This is a genomic window from Martelella alba (assembly GCF_005217455.1).
Classification (GTDB): Bacteria; Pseudomonadota; Gammaproteobacteria; order Enterobacterales; family Enterobacteriaceae; genus Acerihabitans.
Genome location: NZ_SZPQ01000017.1, coordinates 84744 through 100980 on the forward strand (window position 1 = coordinate 84744; position 16237 = coordinate 100980).

15 protein-coding genes are annotated in these 16237 nt (G+C 59.8%); 7 read left to right on the forward strand and 8 right to left on the reverse strand.

The annotated features are described in order from the left end of the window. Positions 1-264 precede the first annotated feature (264 nt). Positions 265-1263 (forward strand): sugar kinase, encoded by a 999-nt coding sequence (locus tag FCN80_RS12690; RefSeq protein ID WP_136990529.1) that lies wholly within the window; start codon positions 265-267, stop codon positions 1261-1263. Positions 1264-1286: 23 nt separating this feature from the next. Here FCN80_RS12690 and apbC read toward each other — a convergent pair whose 3' ends face one another. Beyond that, the gene (gene apbC / locus FCN80_RS12695; protein ID WP_136990530.1) at positions 1287-2399 is read right to left on the reverse strand and encodes an iron-sulfur cluster carrier protein ApbC; all 1113 of its coding nucleotides are present in this window, start codon (positions 2397-2399) and stop codon (positions 1287-1289) included. A 134-nt stretch (positions 2400-2533) separates the two neighbouring features. Here apbC and metG point away from each other — a divergent pair, with 134 nt between their 5' ends. Both metG and FCN80_RS12705 read left to right on the forward strand, forming a co-directional pair. After that, positions 2534-4564 carry a methionine--tRNA ligase gene (gene metG / locus FCN80_RS12700; RefSeq protein WP_136990531.1) on the forward strand — a complete coding sequence of 677 codons (2031 nt, stop codon included), beginning with the start codon at positions 2534-2536 and terminating at the stop codon, positions 4562-4564. Positions 4565-4635: 71 nt separating this feature from the next. Next, entirely contained in the window at positions 4636-5859 is a 1224-nt protein-coding gene (locus FCN80_RS12705; protein ID WP_136990532.1) for an MFS transporter, read from the forward strand. A gap of 69 nt (positions 5860-5928) precedes the next feature. Here FCN80_RS12705 and FCN80_RS12710 read toward each other — a convergent pair whose 3' ends face one another. Beyond that, a complete protein-coding gene (locus FCN80_RS12710; protein ID WP_136990533.1) occupies positions 5929-6834 on the reverse strand; it encodes a dihydrodipicolinate synthase family protein in 906 nt (301 codons plus the stop codon). 138 nt (positions 6835-6972) lie between these two features. Beyond that, on the reverse strand, positions 6973-7599 hold the full coding sequence (locus FCN80_RS12715; RefSeq protein ID WP_136990534.1) for a dual specificity protein phosphatase family protein: 627 nt from the start codon (positions 7597-7599) through the stop codon (positions 6973-6975). 219 nt (positions 7600-7818) lie between these two features. Between FCN80_RS12715 and FCN80_RS12720 the strand changes: the two genes are divergently transcribed. From FCN80_RS12720 to sanA, 4 genes are all read left to right on the forward strand, one after another. Continuing rightward, a complete protein-coding gene (locus FCN80_RS12720; protein ID WP_136990535.1) occupies positions 7819-8223 on the forward strand; it encodes a CidA/LrgA family protein in 405 nt (134 codons plus the stop codon). Continuing rightward, positions 8220-8918 (forward strand): CidB/LrgB family autolysis modulator, encoded by a 699-nt coding sequence (locus FCN80_RS12725; protein WP_230492646.1) that lies wholly within the window; start codon positions 8220-8222, stop codon positions 8916-8918. Before FCN80_RS12720 ends, FCN80_RS12725 begins: the two co-directional genes overlap by 4 nt. An 82-nt stretch (positions 8919-9000) precedes the next feature. Next, positions 9001-10005 (forward strand): cytidine deaminase, encoded by a 1005-nt coding sequence (cdd, locus tag FCN80_RS12730; protein WP_136990537.1) that lies wholly within the window; start codon positions 9001-9003, stop codon positions 10003-10005. Between the two features lie 142 nt (positions 10006-10147). Further along, positions 10148-10933, forward strand: a complete 786-nt coding sequence (sanA, locus tag FCN80_RS12735; protein ID WP_230492647.1) for an outer membrane permeability protein SanA — start codon at positions 10148-10150, stop codon at positions 10931-10933. Between the two features lie 11 nt (positions 10934-10944). Here the strand turns inward: sanA and FCN80_RS12740 are convergent, their stop codons facing one another. The 5 genes from FCN80_RS12740 to FCN80_RS12760 are packed head-to-tail and all read right to left on the reverse strand — an operon-like array spanning position 10945 to position 16237. Further along, positions 10945-11715, reverse strand: coding sequence for an enoyl-CoA hydratase/isomerase family protein (locus FCN80_RS12740; protein ID WP_136990538.1), 771 nt, complete (start codon positions 11713-11715; stop codon positions 10945-10947). Continuing rightward, positions 11712-12605, reverse strand: a complete 894-nt coding sequence (locus FCN80_RS12745) for a 3-hydroxyacyl-CoA dehydrogenase family protein (protein WP_230492648.1) — start codon at positions 12603-12605, stop codon at positions 11712-11714. The genes FCN80_RS12740 and FCN80_RS12745 overlap by 4 nt, the downstream gene beginning before the upstream one ends. A gap of 5 nt (positions 12606-12610) precedes the next feature. Next, positions 12611-13816 carry a CaiB/BaiF CoA transferase family protein gene (locus tag FCN80_RS12750; protein WP_136990539.1) on the reverse strand — a complete coding sequence of 402 codons (1206 nt, stop codon included), beginning with the start codon at positions 13814-13816 and terminating at the stop codon, positions 12611-12613. After that, complete coding sequence (locus FCN80_RS12755) at positions 13795-15345, reverse strand: HAL/PAL/TAL family ammonia-lyase (RefSeq protein WP_230492649.1); 1551 nt, start codon at positions 15343-15345, stop codon at positions 13795-13797. Before FCN80_RS12755 ends, FCN80_RS12750 begins: the two co-directional genes overlap by 22 nt. A gap of 10 nt (positions 15346-15355) precedes the next feature. Next, the gene (locus FCN80_RS12760) at positions 15356-16237 is read right to left on the reverse strand and encodes an ABC transporter substrate-binding protein (protein ID WP_136990541.1); all 882 of its coding nucleotides are present in this window, start codon (positions 16235-16237) and stop codon (positions 15356-15358) included.

Sequence of the window (16237 nt, forward strand, 5' to 3'; positions counted from 1 at the left end):
CCGTCGTCGTGTTAGGGCTTTACATCCCCCCGCTGTGAGGGACTATTTATGTGATCACGCTCAAATAATTCATCTCCGATAATGGTCGTGATATGGAACCGATTCCATACTCATATCCTCATGATGTTTTTCACTGTTTGGGTTGGCGTTTTGCGAAACCTCAACGGCGGACTCTGACGTGTGGCTTATGGGTGACGGCCTAAGCGGCCTGAGACTAACGACTAACGTGTGGCGCGCGCCCAAAAAAAGAGATAAGGAGTGAGTATGCCTGAATCATCCCCGCCCGGCGCTGCCGGGACAAAACTGGATGTTATCACCCTCGGCGAGGCCATGGCCATGTTTGTCGCCCAGCAACCGGGTCCCTTGCATCAAGTCGATGTTTTTTCCCGCCGGGCGGCGGGCGCCGAGCTTAATGTCGCCACAGGGCTGTCGCGGTTGGGGGTGCGTACCGCATGGGTAAGCCGGGTTGGGGATGATTCATTCGGCCGGTTTATTCTCGATACCCTGGACAACGAACATATCGATAGGCGGGCGGTCACGGTCGATGCGCGTTATCCCAGCGGTTTTCAGCTCAAATCCCGCGCTGACGATGGAACCGATCCCCTCGTAGAATATTTCCGCAAGGGGACGGCGGCCAGCCACCTTTCGCGCCAGGATTTTAATCCAGAAGATTTTGCCGCCGCGCGCCATCTGCATTTGAGCGGTGTCGGGGCGGCGCTGTCGGATGAGTCCTATGCTTTGGCCGACTATGCCGCGGGCTGGATGCGGCGGCAAGGTAAAACCGTATCTTTCGACCCTAATCTGCGGCCGGTGCTTTGGCGTTCGGAGCGGGAGATGGTCGCGCGGTTGAATAAACTGGCCTTCCAGGCGAATTGGGTATTACCGGGCATCAAGGAGGCCGAAATTTTGACCGGCCATCGGCGGCCGTCGGCCATCGCCGACTTTTATCTGTCGCGGGGCGTCGATGTGGTGGTGATTAAAACCGGCGCCGAGGGGGCCTATTATCAAGCCGCCGACGGCCGGCAAGGGATGGTGCCGGCGGTGCCGGTCAAGCGGGTGGTGGATACGGTGGGCGCCGGAGATGGTTTCGCGGTTGGCGTCATCAGCGCGCTGTTGGAAGGGCTGTCGCTGGCAGAGGCGGTAACGCGCGGCAACCATATCGGCGCGCTGGTCATTCAGGCGGCCGGCGACAGCGAAGGCTTGCCCAATCGGGCGGAACTGGCCGCGGCCATGGCCGGCGAGCGCCTTGCCTCGTCGATATGATGCCGGCGAGGCCGCCGCCGCGCTTACAGCGCCTTGAAGGCGATTTCAGTGGGAATCACCTCGCCCTGCCAGTACAACTGGGCCGCCACCTGGCCGGCCAATTGCCGATAAAGTTCGGTGAATTCGCTATCGGGACGACTGATGACCGTCGGTTCGCCCCGATCAAGATCTTCCCGCAGACTGATGTGCAGCGGCAATTGGCCCAACAGCGCGCAATGGTATTGCTCCGCCAGTTTTTGCGCGCCGCCGGTGCCGAAAATGGCTTCCAGATGGCCGCAATGGCTGCAAATATGCACGCTCATGTTCTCAACGATGCCCAGCACGGGTACCCCGACCTTTTCGAACATGATGATGCCTTTACGGGCGTCCGCCAAGGCGATGTCCTGCGGGGTGGTCACCACCAGCGCGCCGGTGACGGGGATATTCTGCGCCAGGGTAAGTTGGATATCGCCGGTGCCAGGCGGCATGTCCAGCACCAGGTAATCCAGCTCCGGCCACAGGGTATCCTGCAATAATTGCAGTAACGCCTTGCTGGCCATGGGGCCGCGCCAGACCATGGCGTTATCGTCGGTCACCATGTAGCCGATGGAGTTCGTGGCGAGACCATGGGCCATGATGGGCGCCATATGTTGTCCGTCCGGCGAGGTGGGGCGTTCGTGCGCCGCGCCCAGCATGGCGGGAATGGACGGGCCGTAGATATCCGCGTCCAGCAGGCCGACGCGTCCCCCTTCGGCCGCCAGCGCCAGCGCCAGGTTGACCGCCGTGCTGGATTTGCCGACGCCCCCTTTGCCGGAGCTGACCGCAATCAGGTTACGAATGTTCTTCACCCCCGGCGAATCCTTGACCCGCCGCAGGGTGGCGATATTGTGGTTTAGCGTCCAGTCAATGGCGCCGGCGCCGGTCACACTCAGCAACTCGGCGCTGACCGTGTCTTTCAGCTCATCAAAAGCGCTACGCCAGGCGAACGGCAACGTCAACTCAATGTGCAACGCCCCGTCCAGCAAGGCGCAGTGCGTCAGCGCCTTCAGTTCGTCCAGACCCTGTTTGAGGGTTGGATGCCGCCAGGCCGCCAGGACCTGGGTCACCTGGGCGCGCAGTACGTCCGGTGTGGAATGTTCGGGTGATGGAGGATTCATCCCGGCTCCTTAAATTTGGTGTATTTACCCGTTGGACATAGCATAACAGATCCCGCCGAGCTTGTTTACGGCGGGCATGGCTATCGGTTACCATCAGAAACTCTTTATTTCATCTGAAAAAGCGCATTTCCACCATGACTCAAGTCGCGAAAAAAATACTGGTAACCTGTGCGTTACCTTACGCTAACGGTTCAATCCATTTAGGCCACATGCTGGAGCATATCCAGGCGGATATTTGGGTCCGTTTTCAGCGAATGCGCGGCAATCGGGTTTATTTCATCTGCGCCGACGACGCCCATGGCACGCCGATTATGCTCAAGGCGCAACAACTGGGTATTGCCCCGGAAAAAATGATTGATGAAATGAACCGGGAGCATTTGGCGGATTTCACTGGTTTTGGCGTCAGCTTCGACAATTACCACTCCACCCATAGCGACGAAAACCGGGCGCTGTCGAATCTGATTTATCAGCGGCTCAAGGCCGGCGGCTATATCAAGACCCGCATCATTTCACAGCTCTACGATCCGCAAAAGGCCATGTTTCTGCCCGATCGGTTCGTTAAGGGTACGTGCCCCCGCTGCAAATCGCCCGATCAGTACGGCGATAATTGCGAGGTGTGCGGCGCCACTTATAGCCCCACTGAACTTATCGATCCCAAATCGGCGGTATCCGGCGCCACCCCGGTCATGCGGGATTCGGAGCATTTCTTTTTCGATTTACCGGCGTTCAGCGATATGCTTCACGCCTGGACCCGCTCCGGCGCGCTACAAGAGCAAGTCGCCAATAAAATGCAGGAATGGTTCGACGCCGGTTTGCAGCAATGGGATATTTCCCGCGACGCGCCCTACTTCGGTTTTGAAGTTCCCGACGCGCCGGGCAAGTACTTCTACGTGTGGCTTGATGCGCCCATCGGCTATATGGGGTCGTTTAAAAATCTGTGCGTCAAACGCGGCGACATCGATTTCGACGATTACTGGCGGCCGGGTTCCGATGCGGAGCTGTATCATTTTATCGGTAAGGATATCGTTTATTTTCATAGTCTGTTCTGGCCGGCCATGCTGGAGGGCAGCGGTTTTCGTAAACCCACCAATCTGTTCGTTCACGGCTATGTGACGGTCAACGGCGCCAAGATGTCCAAATCCCGCGGCACCTTCATCAAGGCCGCGACCTACCTTAAGCACTTGGATGCGGATTGCCTGCGGTATTATTATGCCGCCAAACTGTCGTCCCACATCGACGATATCGACTTGAACCTGGAAGACTTCGTCCAGCGGGTCAACGCGGATATCGTCAACAAAGTGGTGAACCTGGCTTCCCGCAACGCCGGTTTCATCAATAAACGGTTTGCCGGGCGGTTATCCGATACCGTGGCCGATCCCGCTTTGTACCGCGCCTTTACCGATGCGGCGGCCGGCATCGCCGAGGCGTTCGACAGCCGCGAATCCGGGCGGGCCATTCGGGAAATCACGGCATTGGCCGATTTGGCCAACCGCTATGTGGACGAGCAGGCGCCCTGGGTGGTGGCGAAGCAGGAAGGCGCCGAGCGGAAGCTACAGGATATCTGCTCAATGGGCATCAATCTGTTCCGTGTCCTGATGACCTATCTGAAGCCGGTGCTGCCGTCCCTGGCACAGCGCGCCGAAGCTTTCCTGAGCACCGAACTGACATGGAACGGCGTTGCCGAGCCGTTGACCGGGCATACCGTCAACGCCTTCAAGGCGCTGTTTAGCCGTATCGATCCGGCCCAGGTGGCGGCCATGGTGGCCGAATCCCGGGAAGACGCGGCGGCCTCGGCCGCGCCGGCGTCCGGCCCCCTGACGGATGAGCCGCTGCTGGAGACGATAGCCTTCGATGATTTCGCCAAAGTGGACCTGCGTATCGCGGCCATCAAACACGCCGAGATCGTCGAGGGTTCCGATAAGCTTCTGCGGCTGACGCTGGAGCTGGGCGGCGAAACCCGCCAGGTGTTCTCCGGCATCCGCGCGGCCTATCCGGATCCTGCCGTGCTGATTGGCCGATTGACGGTAATGGTGGCTAATCTGGCGCCGCGCAAGATGCGCTTTGGGGTATCGCAGGGCATGGTGCTGGCGGCGGGACCGGGCGGCAAGGATATTTTCCTGCTCAGCCCGGACGCCGGCGCCCTGCCCGGCATGGCGGTCAGGTAAGCGTCGGCGCGGCGGGCCGAATACAGACAATGTTGTGGATTAGGTAAGCAGGTAACCGGAAGGGTTTTATTATGGACGCTGTACCGCTGGCGAAGGGATTTCCGCCCATCATCAAAGCACTGTTTCTGGCTTCTATCGCGTTGACTGTCGGACGCGGCCTGTCGTTGCCGTTTCTGGCCTTGTATCTCTCGGATCAACTGGGGCTGACGCCGGGCAGGATAGGCCTGGTGCTGGGCGCCGGCCTGGCTCTGGGCATCATTTTCAGTTTATACGGCGGCTATTTGGTGGACCGGTTCAATAAGAGAACGGTCATTGCCGCGGCCATGTCCCTGTTTACCCTGTCATTTTTTGTTTTGCCGCAATGTCGCACCTGGCCGAGCCTGGTTTTACTGCAAGCGCTTATCATTACCGCCTATTCCCAGTTCAGCATCACCCTTAAGGCGATCATTGCCGAATGGTTGCCGGTGGCCGCGCGCGTCAGGGCATTCTCCCTGAATTATACCCTGGTGAATATCGGCTGGGCGGTGGGACCGCCGCTGGGCGTGATGGCTGCCGCCATCGGCCCGGTGATACCGTTTTATCTTTCCGGCGCCATCGGCGCGCTGGCCACCGCCGTTATGGTGTGGCTGCTGTCCCGTTTCGGGCGCCCGCCGGCCGAAATGAGCGGCGGCGATGCCCCGTCCGCCGCGCAAAAGATCAATTTCCGCCAGACCCTGAGCTTGCTGCGTCATGACAAGCGGCTCATTTACTTTACCCTGGGCGGATTGCTGGGCAGCATGGTGTTCAGCCAGTTCGCCAATTGTCTCTCGCAATATCTCATGGTGTCGTTCGACAATGCGTTCGCCTATCGGGTCGTGGGCATCATTCTCCCGGTCAACGCCACCGTGGTCATTACCCTGCAGTATCTCCTGAGCCGCAGAATCAAACAGGAAGCGTTGCTGTCGTGGCTGGTGGCCGGCAATGTGTTTTTCATTGTCGGCTTACTGGGCTTTATGCTGGCGCAGCACTCGCTGCCGTTGTGGATAATCGGCGTGGCGATATTTTCCCTGGGCGAGATCATTACCATCCCGGTAGAATATCTGTTTATCGATTTTATCGCGCCGCCGCATCTGAAAGGCAGTTATTACGGCATGCAAAACCTGGCCAACCTGGGCGGCGCGGCCAACCCGGTGGTCACCGGCTTCCTGTTGACCTGGGCACCGCCGGATACCTTGTTCGTCGTGCTGATCGTGGCCATTTTGCTGAGTCTCGGGCTGTTTTATCGCGGTTTCCGTTTCGCCCGGCCGGACGCATAGCCGGCCCGACGCCACCGCATCGGCGGAGTCCGGCCTTGGCCGCGCTTTCCGCCCTGCCCGGCCGTTACGTTAAATCACCCCGCTGCGCCGCAATGCCGCCCTGATGTTTTCTTTCACGTCCTCCCTCAGCGGCGAGGCGGGTTGCAGGGCATTCACCGAGATATCCACGCCCACCAGTTGGATGGCGTATTTCACGACATTGTAAAATGGCGCATCGTAGGTATAAAGCTCGGGAATAAAGGACAACCGCTGCTGCAAGCGCACCGCTTCGGCGTAATCCTGGCGCCGCCAGGCCTGGTAGATACCGCAGGTAAGCTGGGGCGCGAAGTTGGCGCTGGCCGGGATGCTGCCGTCGCCGCCCAGGATCAGGGTGCCGAACAAATATTCGTCATAACCGGCGAAGACCGCGAAATCCGGGCGCGCTGGTTTGACTTCGTGAAGGGTCTCGCGAATATGGCTTAACGTATCCACGGTGTCTTTAAGGCCGACGATGTTCGGGCACGCCTCCGCCAGGCGGCGAATCACCGGCACCGGAATATTTTGCCCGGTAAGCGCGGGGAAGTTGTACATCAGGATCGGCAGGCTGACCGCGTCGGCCAGGTGTTTGTAATGCAGGAAAAGGTTGTTTTCGCTGAGGGGATTGTAGTAGGGATTGACCGCCACCACCCCATCCGCTCCGATTTTTTGCGCATGCAGACCGTAACGGATGGTTTCCCGGGTGCCGGAATGGGCAATGCCTATTAAGACCGGTTTGCGTTTATTGACATAGTTGACGCAAAATTCGGCGGTTTGCAGACGCAACGCCTCCGACATATGGGCGAATTCGCCGGCGCTGCCCAGAAAAAACAATCCATTGACCGCCGAGTCCAACAAGCTGTCCAGCAAGTGGGCCATACTGGCTTCATCCAGTTTTTCATCGGCGGTGAACAGGGTGGGTACCGGCGGTATAACGCCATAAAAACGTGTTGTAGGCATAAGAAGTCATTCTCCTGACGGCTAAAATCCTCCGGTCGGCAAATCTACCGGAATAGATGAGGTCTTCTTTGTTAACAGATTCGCCTGGTTTTTTTCGTGCGCCAGCGCAGAGTTTTGCCGGACGCAAGCACCCCGGTATCAAGCCGGCAAGGCAGCTTTCAGACAATGCCCCAGATTGCTGCCCAGACACTGCACGGCCAACTGCCACAGCGGTCCGCACGGCAATTCGCCGCCCTGCCCGCGAATGGCGCGTAAATGATCAAAGGCATGCTTGAGGGTCGGATAACGATCGCTTAACGCCAGATGCAGAAACAGCGCCACCACCGTTACCGACCGGCAGCGGCCGGCCAGACAATGCACCAGAATATTGCCCGGCCGATGGTCAGGGTAATCCGCCGGCCCCGGGCTGGCCTGCGTCAAAAGGCCGCCCAGCGCCAGAATGGCCGCCATCAGATGCGGCAACGTGTTGCCGCTGCCTTCAATCAGGCCCACATGACTGTGCCGCACCAGCATGCCATCCGGCAGCGTTACCGGCGACGGCGGCAGATTGACCGCCACATTCAGCGCGCTGGTGATACCGTGGGCGCCCAGCAGCGCGCCGTCGCGGGCGGCCTGCCCGTTGCCGATATACAGCGTGGCGTCATAAGGTCCCACATGCCGCTCCACCAGCCACAGCCGCGGCGGATGATCTTCGCTTTGCCCGGTCGTAACGACGGACGCCGGCGTGATACACTTTTCCGGGAGCGGAGCCGGTCTCATCTTCATAGGAACCTCATGGGGCTAGGGTGGGGCGGGATTTCCGCCGACGAACATTCACGGTCGGAACATTCACAGTCAGGGTATAGTATGGCAGCAATCATCGTGCCTGGCGGCCGGTTCACCTTAGCCATGATCCATGACAATGTCGTGATACCCCCCAGTACCCGGTGGCGCCAGACGCGGTTTAATTGTATGATGAATGCGGTCAGTAATAAGGTTGCGACAATGCGTAATATGTTGTTGAATGGCTGGGCCCTGGTCCGGGCTTTCGCCTTGATTTATCTTTGTCTGTTCATCGGTAACGCGCTCTCGGCGTTGTTGCCGATCACGATCCCCGGCAGTATCCTCGGAATGCTGATTTTGTTTGTCCTGCTTTCCCTGCAAATCCTCCCGCCGTTATGGCTTAAACCCGGTTGCCACCTGCTCATTCGCTATATGGCGCTGCTTTTTGTGCCCATAGGCGTCGGCGTCATGAATTATTACCACGAATTATCCTCGCAATTCGGCCCGATCGTGGTGTCATGTTTGGTGAGCACCTTTATTGTGATGCTGGTGGTGGGTTATAGCTCCCATTTTATCCATCGCGAACGCCCCGTGGTGGGTCGCCCGCATCCGCGCGAGGATGAATGATGTTAGCCAATATCTGGTGGTCCCTGCCGTTGACCCTGCTGGTGTTTTTCGCCGCCCGCCGATTGGCGGCCCGTTTCCATTCGCCGCTGCTCAATCCGTTGCTGGTGTCCATGGTGGTGCTTATCCCATTCCTGCTGGCAACCGGCATACCCTACTCCCGCTATTTCGCCGGCAGCCGGGTACTCAACGATCTGCTGCAACCGGCGGTGGTGGCGCTGGCGTTTCCGCTTTATGAACAACTGCATCAGATTCGCGCGCGCTGGAAATCCATTATCGGTATTTGCCTGGTGGGCAGTTTGACCGCCATGACCACCGGTACCGCCTTGGCGTTGCTTATGGGCGCTACGCCGGATATCGCCGCCTCGGTGCTGCCTAAATCCGTCACCACCCCCATCGCCATGGCGGTATCGCAATCCATCGGCGGCATTCCGGCCATCAGCGCGGTTTGCGTGATTTTTGTCGGCATACTCGGCGCCGTGCTGGGACACAGTCTGCTTAACCGCCTGGGAATCACCACCAAGGCGTCGCGCGGGTTGGCCATGGGTACCGCGTCCCACGCGCTCGGTACCGCCCGTTGCGCCGAGCTGGATTTTCAGGAAGGCGCTTTTAGCTCGCTGGCGCTGGTCATCTGCGGGATTATTACCTCGCTGCTCGCGCCCTTTCTGTTTCCCGTTCTGCTGGCGGTTTTTCACTGATATAACGCGATAAGAGATTGATCATATTATTTTTCCATTGACCGATTAGAATGAGTTCCCCACGCGCCTCTGGAGAATCATCATGCAATCACGTTTAGCATCACCGCTGGCGGCCCTGGCGCCGGGGCTGCGGGCGGCTTTGTCCCCTTTGCTCGCCAACTCCGGCTTCGAGGGCGTATTCAGCGCGTCCGAGGCGACGAAAATGTGCGCCGCCAGCGGACTGGACATTGATGGCTTGTGCCTTGCCCTGCTGCCGCTGGCCGCCGCGTGCGCCCAGGCCGGTGTTTCACACTTCCCGGTCGGGGCCATCGTTCAGGGCGAAAGCGGAAACCTGTATTTCGGCGCGAACATGGAATTTGCCGGTGTGGCGTTGTCGCAAACCGTTCACGCGGAACAAAGCGCCATTACCCACGCCTGGCTGCGCGGCGAACGCCGGCTGACCCGTATTACGGTCAATTACACGCCCTGCGGCCATTGCCGGCAGTTTATGCATGAACTTAACAGCGGCGCCGACCTGATCATCCAGTTGCCCGGCCGTTCCCCGACGCCGCTGGGACACTATCTGCCCGACGCGTTCGGGCCGCGCGATCTGGGGATTGAAGGCTTGCTGATGGATAAAGTCTGTCACGGCTATCGGCTGACGCGGGTGGAAGCGGCCGCGGACTTGACCCCGTCCGGCGCCGGCCCCGCCATGCCGTCGCTGCACGCCGGACCCACGACGCCGCCTTGGGATGCGCCGCCGGCAGAGAGCCTGCCGGCGGACGCGCCGCTTTGTCTACAGGCGCTGCAGGCGGCCAACCAAAGCCATGCGCCATACAGCCAGGCGCATTGCGGCGTGGCATTACAAATGGCGGATGGCAGGATATTTGCCGGCCGCTATGCCGAAAACGCCGCCTTCAACCCCAGCTTGCCGCCGCTACAGGCCGCCTTGATCCTGATGAACATGGCCGGCGGCGCCAGCCGGGAAATCCGGCGCGCAATTCTGGCGGAACGGGACGATGCGCCGATATCTCTCTGGGACGCCACGAGGGCGACCCTGCGCGCGTTGGGTTGCCGGCAAATCTATCGCGGCATTCTGGCGCAGTAGGCGCCGGCGACGCCGGTCGCCCCGTCCCGCGCCAAGGCGGTGGTCCGCCGCCTTCGTGACCGGTTGCGCAAAATGCCGACACCAAGCCTTTCAATTGGTTACGCGCCTTGCGTCGGCTGTTGAGGTACAGTAGCCTTAGTGCATGAAATCGCAGCAGGATACGATTAAGGCTTACGGCATGTGGAAGCGCCTGGTATATTCCCTGATCGGTATTGCGGGCGTGTTGCTGCTTGCGGCGCTGGGCCTGGACCGCTGGATCAGTTGGAAAACCGCTCCGTATATCTATGAAGACTTGCGTCTCTTACCGCACCGTCAGGTCGGAGTGGTGCTGGGTACGGCCAAATATATCCGCACCGGCGTCATCAACGAATATTATCTCTACCGTATACAGGGCGCCCTGAACGTTTATAACAGCGGCAAAGCCGATTACCTGCTGCTGAGCGGCGATAACGCCCTGCAAAGCTATAACGAGCCGGTCACCATGCGACGGGATCTGCTTGCCCGCGGTATGCCCGCCGGGGATATCGTTCTGGATTACGCCGGTTTCCGCACCCTGGATTCCATTATCCGCACCCGGAAAGTTTTTGATACCAATGATTTCACCATTATTACCCAGCGCTTTCATTGCGAACGGGCGCTTTTTATCGCCATGCATATGGGTATTCAGGCGCAATGCTACGCGGTGCCCGCGCCGAAAAATATCTTCTCGGTTCGTCTGCGCGAAGTGGGCGCCAGACTCAGCGCCCTGTTCGATTTGTATTATTTGAAGCGGGAGCCCCGCTTTCTCGGCCCGCAGATTCCCATACCCTCCCACAGGGAAATTCCGGAAGGCACCCAGGGCTATCCGGCGGTCTCTCCGGAACAATTGCTGCAACTTCAACCCAAACAGGACAAGCCGGCCGACGACGCGCTACAGGATATGCGGTAATCGCTTCACCGCTACCGGCCGGTAAATTCCGGCTTATTTTTTCCCTTCAGCGCCCGCAAACCGATGCGTCGATCCTCGCTTGAGGCGATAAGCGCCGACAAACTCCGCTCGTAGCGTATGCCGGCGCTTAAGGGCATCTCGAAGCTCGCCGACACCGCCTGTTTCACCATTAGCGCCGCCAGCGGGGCCGCGCGCGCTATTTTATCGGCGATAGCCAGGCAGGTGGGCAGTAAGCGATCAGCGGTGGTGACGTGACTGACGATCCCCGCCGCCAGCGCTTCTTGCGCCGTCAGACGACGGGCGGTCAACAGCATTTCCATGGCCAGCGATTTCCCCACGGCCTTGACCAACCGCTGGGTACCACCGGCACCCGGTATAATACCGATATGCGTTTCCGGCAATCCAAGGGCGAGCGTATCATCCGCAACGGCGATGTCGCAAAGCAGCGCCAGTTCCAGCCCCCCGCCCAGGGTATAGCCGGAGAGCGCCGCGATAAGAGGTTTTTCCATGCCGGCGATGCGGTCCCATTTTTCACTAAAACCGCTGGTGTAAAGTTCCACGGCGGAAACCGCCGCCAGGGCGCCGAGATCCGCGCCGGCGGAAAACGCCCGCGGCTGGCCGGAAATCACCGTCGCGCGGATTGACGCATCCCGCTCCGCCCGGTCGAGGGCATCGATCATCTGATCCAACATCCCAATGCTGAGCGCATTGTGTTTTTCCGGCCGATTCAACGTGATATGCAGCACCGGGCCTTGTTGCCGGCACAAGATCTCCTGGCTCATCGCGGCGCCCTCTCCGTTAGCAAACGCACAATCTCATCGCGGCGCCCCAGCGCGCGGGCGATGTCCTCGCTTTCCCACGGGTAGAAACCGCTACCGCTTTTAATGCCGAGTTGCCCCTGAGCCACTTTATCAAGCAACCAATCCGGCAACCCCGTGTCGTTGCACAGGGCGGGCAGCAAGATTGCCGCCACATTTCTGACCGTGTCCAGTCCCGCGCAATCCATCAGTTTCAACGGTCCCATCGCCGACCAGCGCGGGGCCAGCGTCGACTGCACGGCGCGATCCACATCGTCAATCGTCGCCACGCCTTGCGTCACCAGATGCAGCGCTTCCCGCAAGAGCGCATATTGCAAGCGGTTCACAATAAATCCCGGCACATCCTGATTGACGTTGACCGGCGTTTTATCCAGCCGTTGGCACAATGCCAGGGTGCGGGCGACCGTGTGTTCGTCGGTTTGCGGGCCGCGAATGACCTCCACCATCGGCATGACATCGGCCGGATTAAACCAATGCAGGCCAATCAACCGCTGGGGACGATGCAGCACGGAGGCCAATGCGCCTATCGGGACGCTCGACGTATTGGTCGTCAACAGGCAGTCTTCCCTTACCCGCTCTTCAATCTGCCGGAATAGCGTTTGTTTCACCTCCACTTGTTCGGCAATATTTTCCGAGAGCATATCCGCCCCCTGCAGACATTCTTCCAGCGATGTGGTGAATGCGATGTCCGCCTCGGGCGCCAGGGATTGGACCAGAACGCGGGCTTTGGCCAAAGAGGCCTCGCTTCGGGAATAAAGGCGGGTAGCGAAGCCTTTAGCGGCAAAAACGGCGGCGATACGCGCCCCCATGGTACCGGCGCCGATAACGGCCACCCGCTGCGGGGAAATGGACATGATGCTCACTCCTGTTTTCCGATGACGCCTTGTTGTTGCAACCGTTCAAGTTCCTGTTGGCTGAGTTGCAGTTTCTGGGTCAAAATCTGCCGGGTATGTTGCCCTAATGTGGGCGGCTGAAGGTCCGTGGGCGGCGCCATACCGCTCATTTTCACCGGTTGTGTAAAAATGGCGATATCCCCGGCGGTGGGATGTTTGATAGGCTTGAGCAATTGACGCGCCTGGGCATGGGGGCTTGCCAATGCCGCTTCCAATGTCCACACCGGCGCGGCGGGAACCCCGGCCTCATCCAGTAACGCCACGGCCTGAGCGACGGTTTTACCGCAAAGCCAATGTTCAATCCGTTCCCGTAACGCGTTCTGATGCGCCAGCCGTTGCGGATCCGTTGCGAAACGGGGATCGCTGGGCAGATCGACGGCGTCCAGCGCCTGCGCAAGGCGGGCGAATAGCCGGTCATTGGCAACGGCGATCACCACATAGCCGTCGTCGGCGCGGTAGCTGTCCATCGGCGCGCTGATGGGATGCGCGTTGCCAATACGGCCCGCCGAGGGCTTGCCGCCCATCCACTGGGTCAGCGAAACCATTTGCAGCGCCATCATGGTATCAAGCATCGCCACATCGATATGTTGTCCGCAACCGCTGACGCCGCGTTGCAACAGCGCGGCCAGCACGCCCCAGGCGCCATACAAACCGGCCACCACGTCGCCGATGGCGTCGCCGACGCGCGTCGGTTCGCCCTCGGGGCGCCCCGTCACCTGCATGATCCCCGCCATGGCCTGAATCACATGATCATAGGCGGCTTTGTGGGCCAAAGGCCCCTGCTGGCCGAAACCGGAAATACTGGCGTAGACCAGGCGCGGGTTAATGGCGTTGAGCGTCGCATAATCGATACCCAAACGTTGCGTTACGCCGGGACGAAAATTTTCCACCACCACATCGGCCTGTTCCACCAACCGCAAGAACAGGTCACGCCCTTCAGGGTGTTTCAGGTTCAACGTCAGACTTTGCTTGCCGTGGTTAAGCAGCATGAAATAGGTGCTTTCGCCGCCGAGATGGGGTGTGAAGGCGCGGGAATCATCCCCGCCCTCCGGCATTTCCACCTTGATGACCTCCGCCCCCAAATCGGCCAACAGCGAGGCGCAATAAGGCCCCGCGAGCACGCGGGACAAATCCAGCACCTTAACGCCGGTTAACGGACTTCCCAGTGGCATTCACCGTCCTCCCCGAGAATGGGCCGCAAGGCTTCGCCTAGCGAGCCGTCGACAATAAGCTGACGCAAGGCGGCAAGATCACGCCACAGTTCACGATCTTCCGTTAAAAACGGCACATGGGGCCGAACGACCGACAAGACGGCCCGGGAGCCGGCGGACGCCCGCAGCGGTTGATGGAAATCCAGCGCCTGCGCCGCGCAAAGTATTTCAATCGCCACGATATCCACCGCGTTGGCAATGGCATCCAGGGATTTGCGCGCGGCGTTTACCCCTTGACTGATATGATCTTCCTGGCCGGCGCAGGTGGTGACGGTATGCACGCTGGCGGGCGCGGCCAGGCTGCGGTTTTCCCCGGCCAGCGCCGCCGCCGCGTAAGGCGGGATCATGAGCCCCGAATAGCCTCCCGCCGCGTTTATGAGAAAGGGCGGCAGGCCGCTGAGGTGGCTGTTGGTTAACCGGTCGGATCGGGCCTGGGAAGCGGTGCTCAACGCCGCAATGGCAATCGCCAGCGCATCGAGACTCAGTGCGATTGGCGCGCCGTGGCCATTGCCGCCGGGCAAAACCGTCAATTGGCCGTCTTCAATGAAAAAGACCGGATTATCGGTGACGGAATTGAGCTCTGTATGGACGACCTGATGGCAGAAAGCCAATTGGTCGCGCACCGCGCCGTGAATCTGTGGGATACAGCGCAGGCTGAGCGCGTCTTGCACACGATAATCACGGTATTTATCCAGAATATCGCTGTCGGTCAGCAACCGGCGCAAGATCCGCGCGGTGGTTTGCTGGCCGGCATGGGGGCGCAAGGCGTGCAGGCGCGCGTCATAGCCTCGGGTATTGCCCTTTAACGCTTCCAGACTCATCGCCCCCGCCGCATCGGCCAGCGGCAATAAAGCGGCGAAATCGGCAACCGCCAAACACCCCAACGCCGTGATTTCGTAGGTGCCGCTCACCAGCGCATGGCCTTCGCGCGGCCCCGGTAAACGCAAGGGAATGCCGGCGCGGGCAAGGGCCTGGTCGGAAGGCAGCAGCGCTCCCTGATACCCGCACTGGCCGTGGCCGAACACCGCCAGGCCGATATGGGCGGTGGCGATAAGATAGCCCACCGATCCCTTTGAGGGCGACCACGGTATCACGCCTTGATTCAGCATGCGCGCCAGGGTTGTCACCAGCTCGGGACCGACGCCGCTGTGGCCTTGCAGCAACGAGACGATCATCACCGCCATCATCGCGCGGACTTCCCGTTGCGCCAGCGGCGCCCCCATACCGCACGCGTGGCTTTTCAGCATGTTGAGTTGCATCGCCGCCACATCGGCGGCCCCCAGGCGCGCCGTCACCAAATCCCCCACCCCGGTGGTCAAGCCATAGATGACGTTGCCCTGATCAATGGCCTGGCGAATCAACGTCTGGAGAGCGGCCATGCCCGCCAGCGCGTCTTGCGCCAGTTCAACCTGGGCGCCATCGGCAATGGCGACGATTTCCCGCAATGACGTGTCGCCCTTACCCAGCGTCACCCGGGGTAAAGCGTTCAATGCCGTCATCTTATTTAATCAACTTATGCTGTACCAGCCAGTCATGGGCCACTTGATCAATGCTGGCGAAATTGGCCAGCTTGCCGTTCATTTCAATTAGATCTTCGGTGGTGAGCGTCTTGGAGATGGCATTAAGGGTGTTTTCCAGCTCGGGACTCAGTTTGTCGGCGGCCACCAGCGGCACAATATTCTGCGCCGGGAACAGGTGCGACGGATCTTCCAGCGCCACCAGATGGTTGGCGTGCATGGCGGGATCGGTGGATGTCATGTCCGCCGCCTGGATCTGGTTGTTTACCAGCGCCGACAAGGTCAGCGGACCGGCGACATCAAGCACTTTGAACGATTTGAACTTCAAACCGTAAACGTCTTCAAGCCCGCGGACGCCTTCACGGCGGGTTTTCCATTCCGCCGGACCGCCCAGCACCAGTTGTCCCGCCACGGGTTTCAAATCGGCAATGGATTTCAGATGATATTTTTTGGCGGTTTTGGCCGTCACCGCCAGGACATCGCTGTCTTGCGCCGGCGAAATATCCAGCATCTTGATTTTGGCGGGCAGCGCCTTGGCCAACGCCGCCGCCACATCCTCGCTGCTGTGCGCTTGGCTCTTTTCATCCAGATAACTTAATGTGGCGCCGCTGTACTCCGGAATAAGGTTAATGGAACCGTCCAGTAACGCCGGCATATAGACTTCACGGCTGCCGATATTCAGTTTCTTTTCCACTTTGATATGTTTATCGGCCAGCGCTTCGGCATACAACGTCGCCAACAGCTGGCTTTCCGGAAAATCGGCGGAGCCGACGATGATGGTGCCGGTTTCCGCCGACAGCGCTTGCGGCGCCTGGCTCAATGCGGTAGCGAACAGTGATGCGATAAGCAATTGGGCGACTTTCAT

Coding starts and splice junctions, on each gene's coding strand:
- FCN80_RS12690 (WP_136990529.1), top strand. CDS start 265: ATGCCTGAATCATCCCCGCCCGGCGCTGCCGGGACAAAACTGGATGTT.
- FCN80_RS12745 (WP_230492648.1), bottom strand. CDS start 12,605: ATGTCCATTTCCCCGCAGCGGGTGGCCGTTATCGGCGCCGGTACCATG.
- FCN80_RS12720 (WP_136990535.1), top strand. CDS start 7,819: ATGCGTAATATGTTGTTGAATGGCTGGGCCCTGGTCCGGGCTTTCGCC.
- FCN80_RS12740 (WP_136990538.1), bottom strand. CDS start 11,715: ATGAGCCAGGAGATCTTGTGCCGGCAACAAGGCCCGGTGCTGCATATC.
- apbC (WP_136990530.1), bottom strand. CDS start 2,399: ATGAATCCTCCATCACCCGAACATTCCACACCGGACGTACTGCGCGCC.
- metG (WP_136990531.1), top strand. CDS start 2,534: ATGACTCAAGTCGCGAAAAAAATACTGGTAACCTGTGCGTTACCTTAC.
- FCN80_RS12715 (WP_136990534.1), bottom strand. CDS start 7,599: ATGAAGATGAGACCGGCTCCGCTCCCGGAAAAGTGTATCACGCCGGCG.
- FCN80_RS12760 (WP_136990541.1), bottom strand. CDS start 16,237: ATGAAAGTCGCCCAATTGCTTATCGCATCACTGTTCGCTACCGCATTG.
- FCN80_RS12725 (WP_230492646.1), top strand. CDS start 8,220: ATGATGTTAGCCAATATCTGGTGGTCCCTGCCGTTGACCCTGCTGGTG.
- FCN80_RS12705 (WP_136990532.1), top strand. CDS start 4,636: ATGGACGCTGTACCGCTGGCGAAGGGATTTCCGCCCATCATCAAAGCA.
- cdd (WP_136990537.1), top strand. CDS start 9,001: ATGCAATCACGTTTAGCATCACCGCTGGCGGCCCTGGCGCCGGGGCTG.
- FCN80_RS12750 (WP_136990539.1), bottom strand. CDS start 13,816: ATGCCACTGGGAAGTCCGTTAACCGGCGTTAAGGTGCTGGATTTGTCC.
- FCN80_RS12710 (WP_136990533.1), bottom strand. CDS start 6,834: ATGCCTACAACACGTTTTTATGGCGTTATACCGCCGGTACCCACCCTG.
- sanA (WP_230492647.1), top strand. CDS start 10,148: ATGAAATCGCAGCAGGATACGATTAAGGCTTACGGCATGTGGAAGCGC.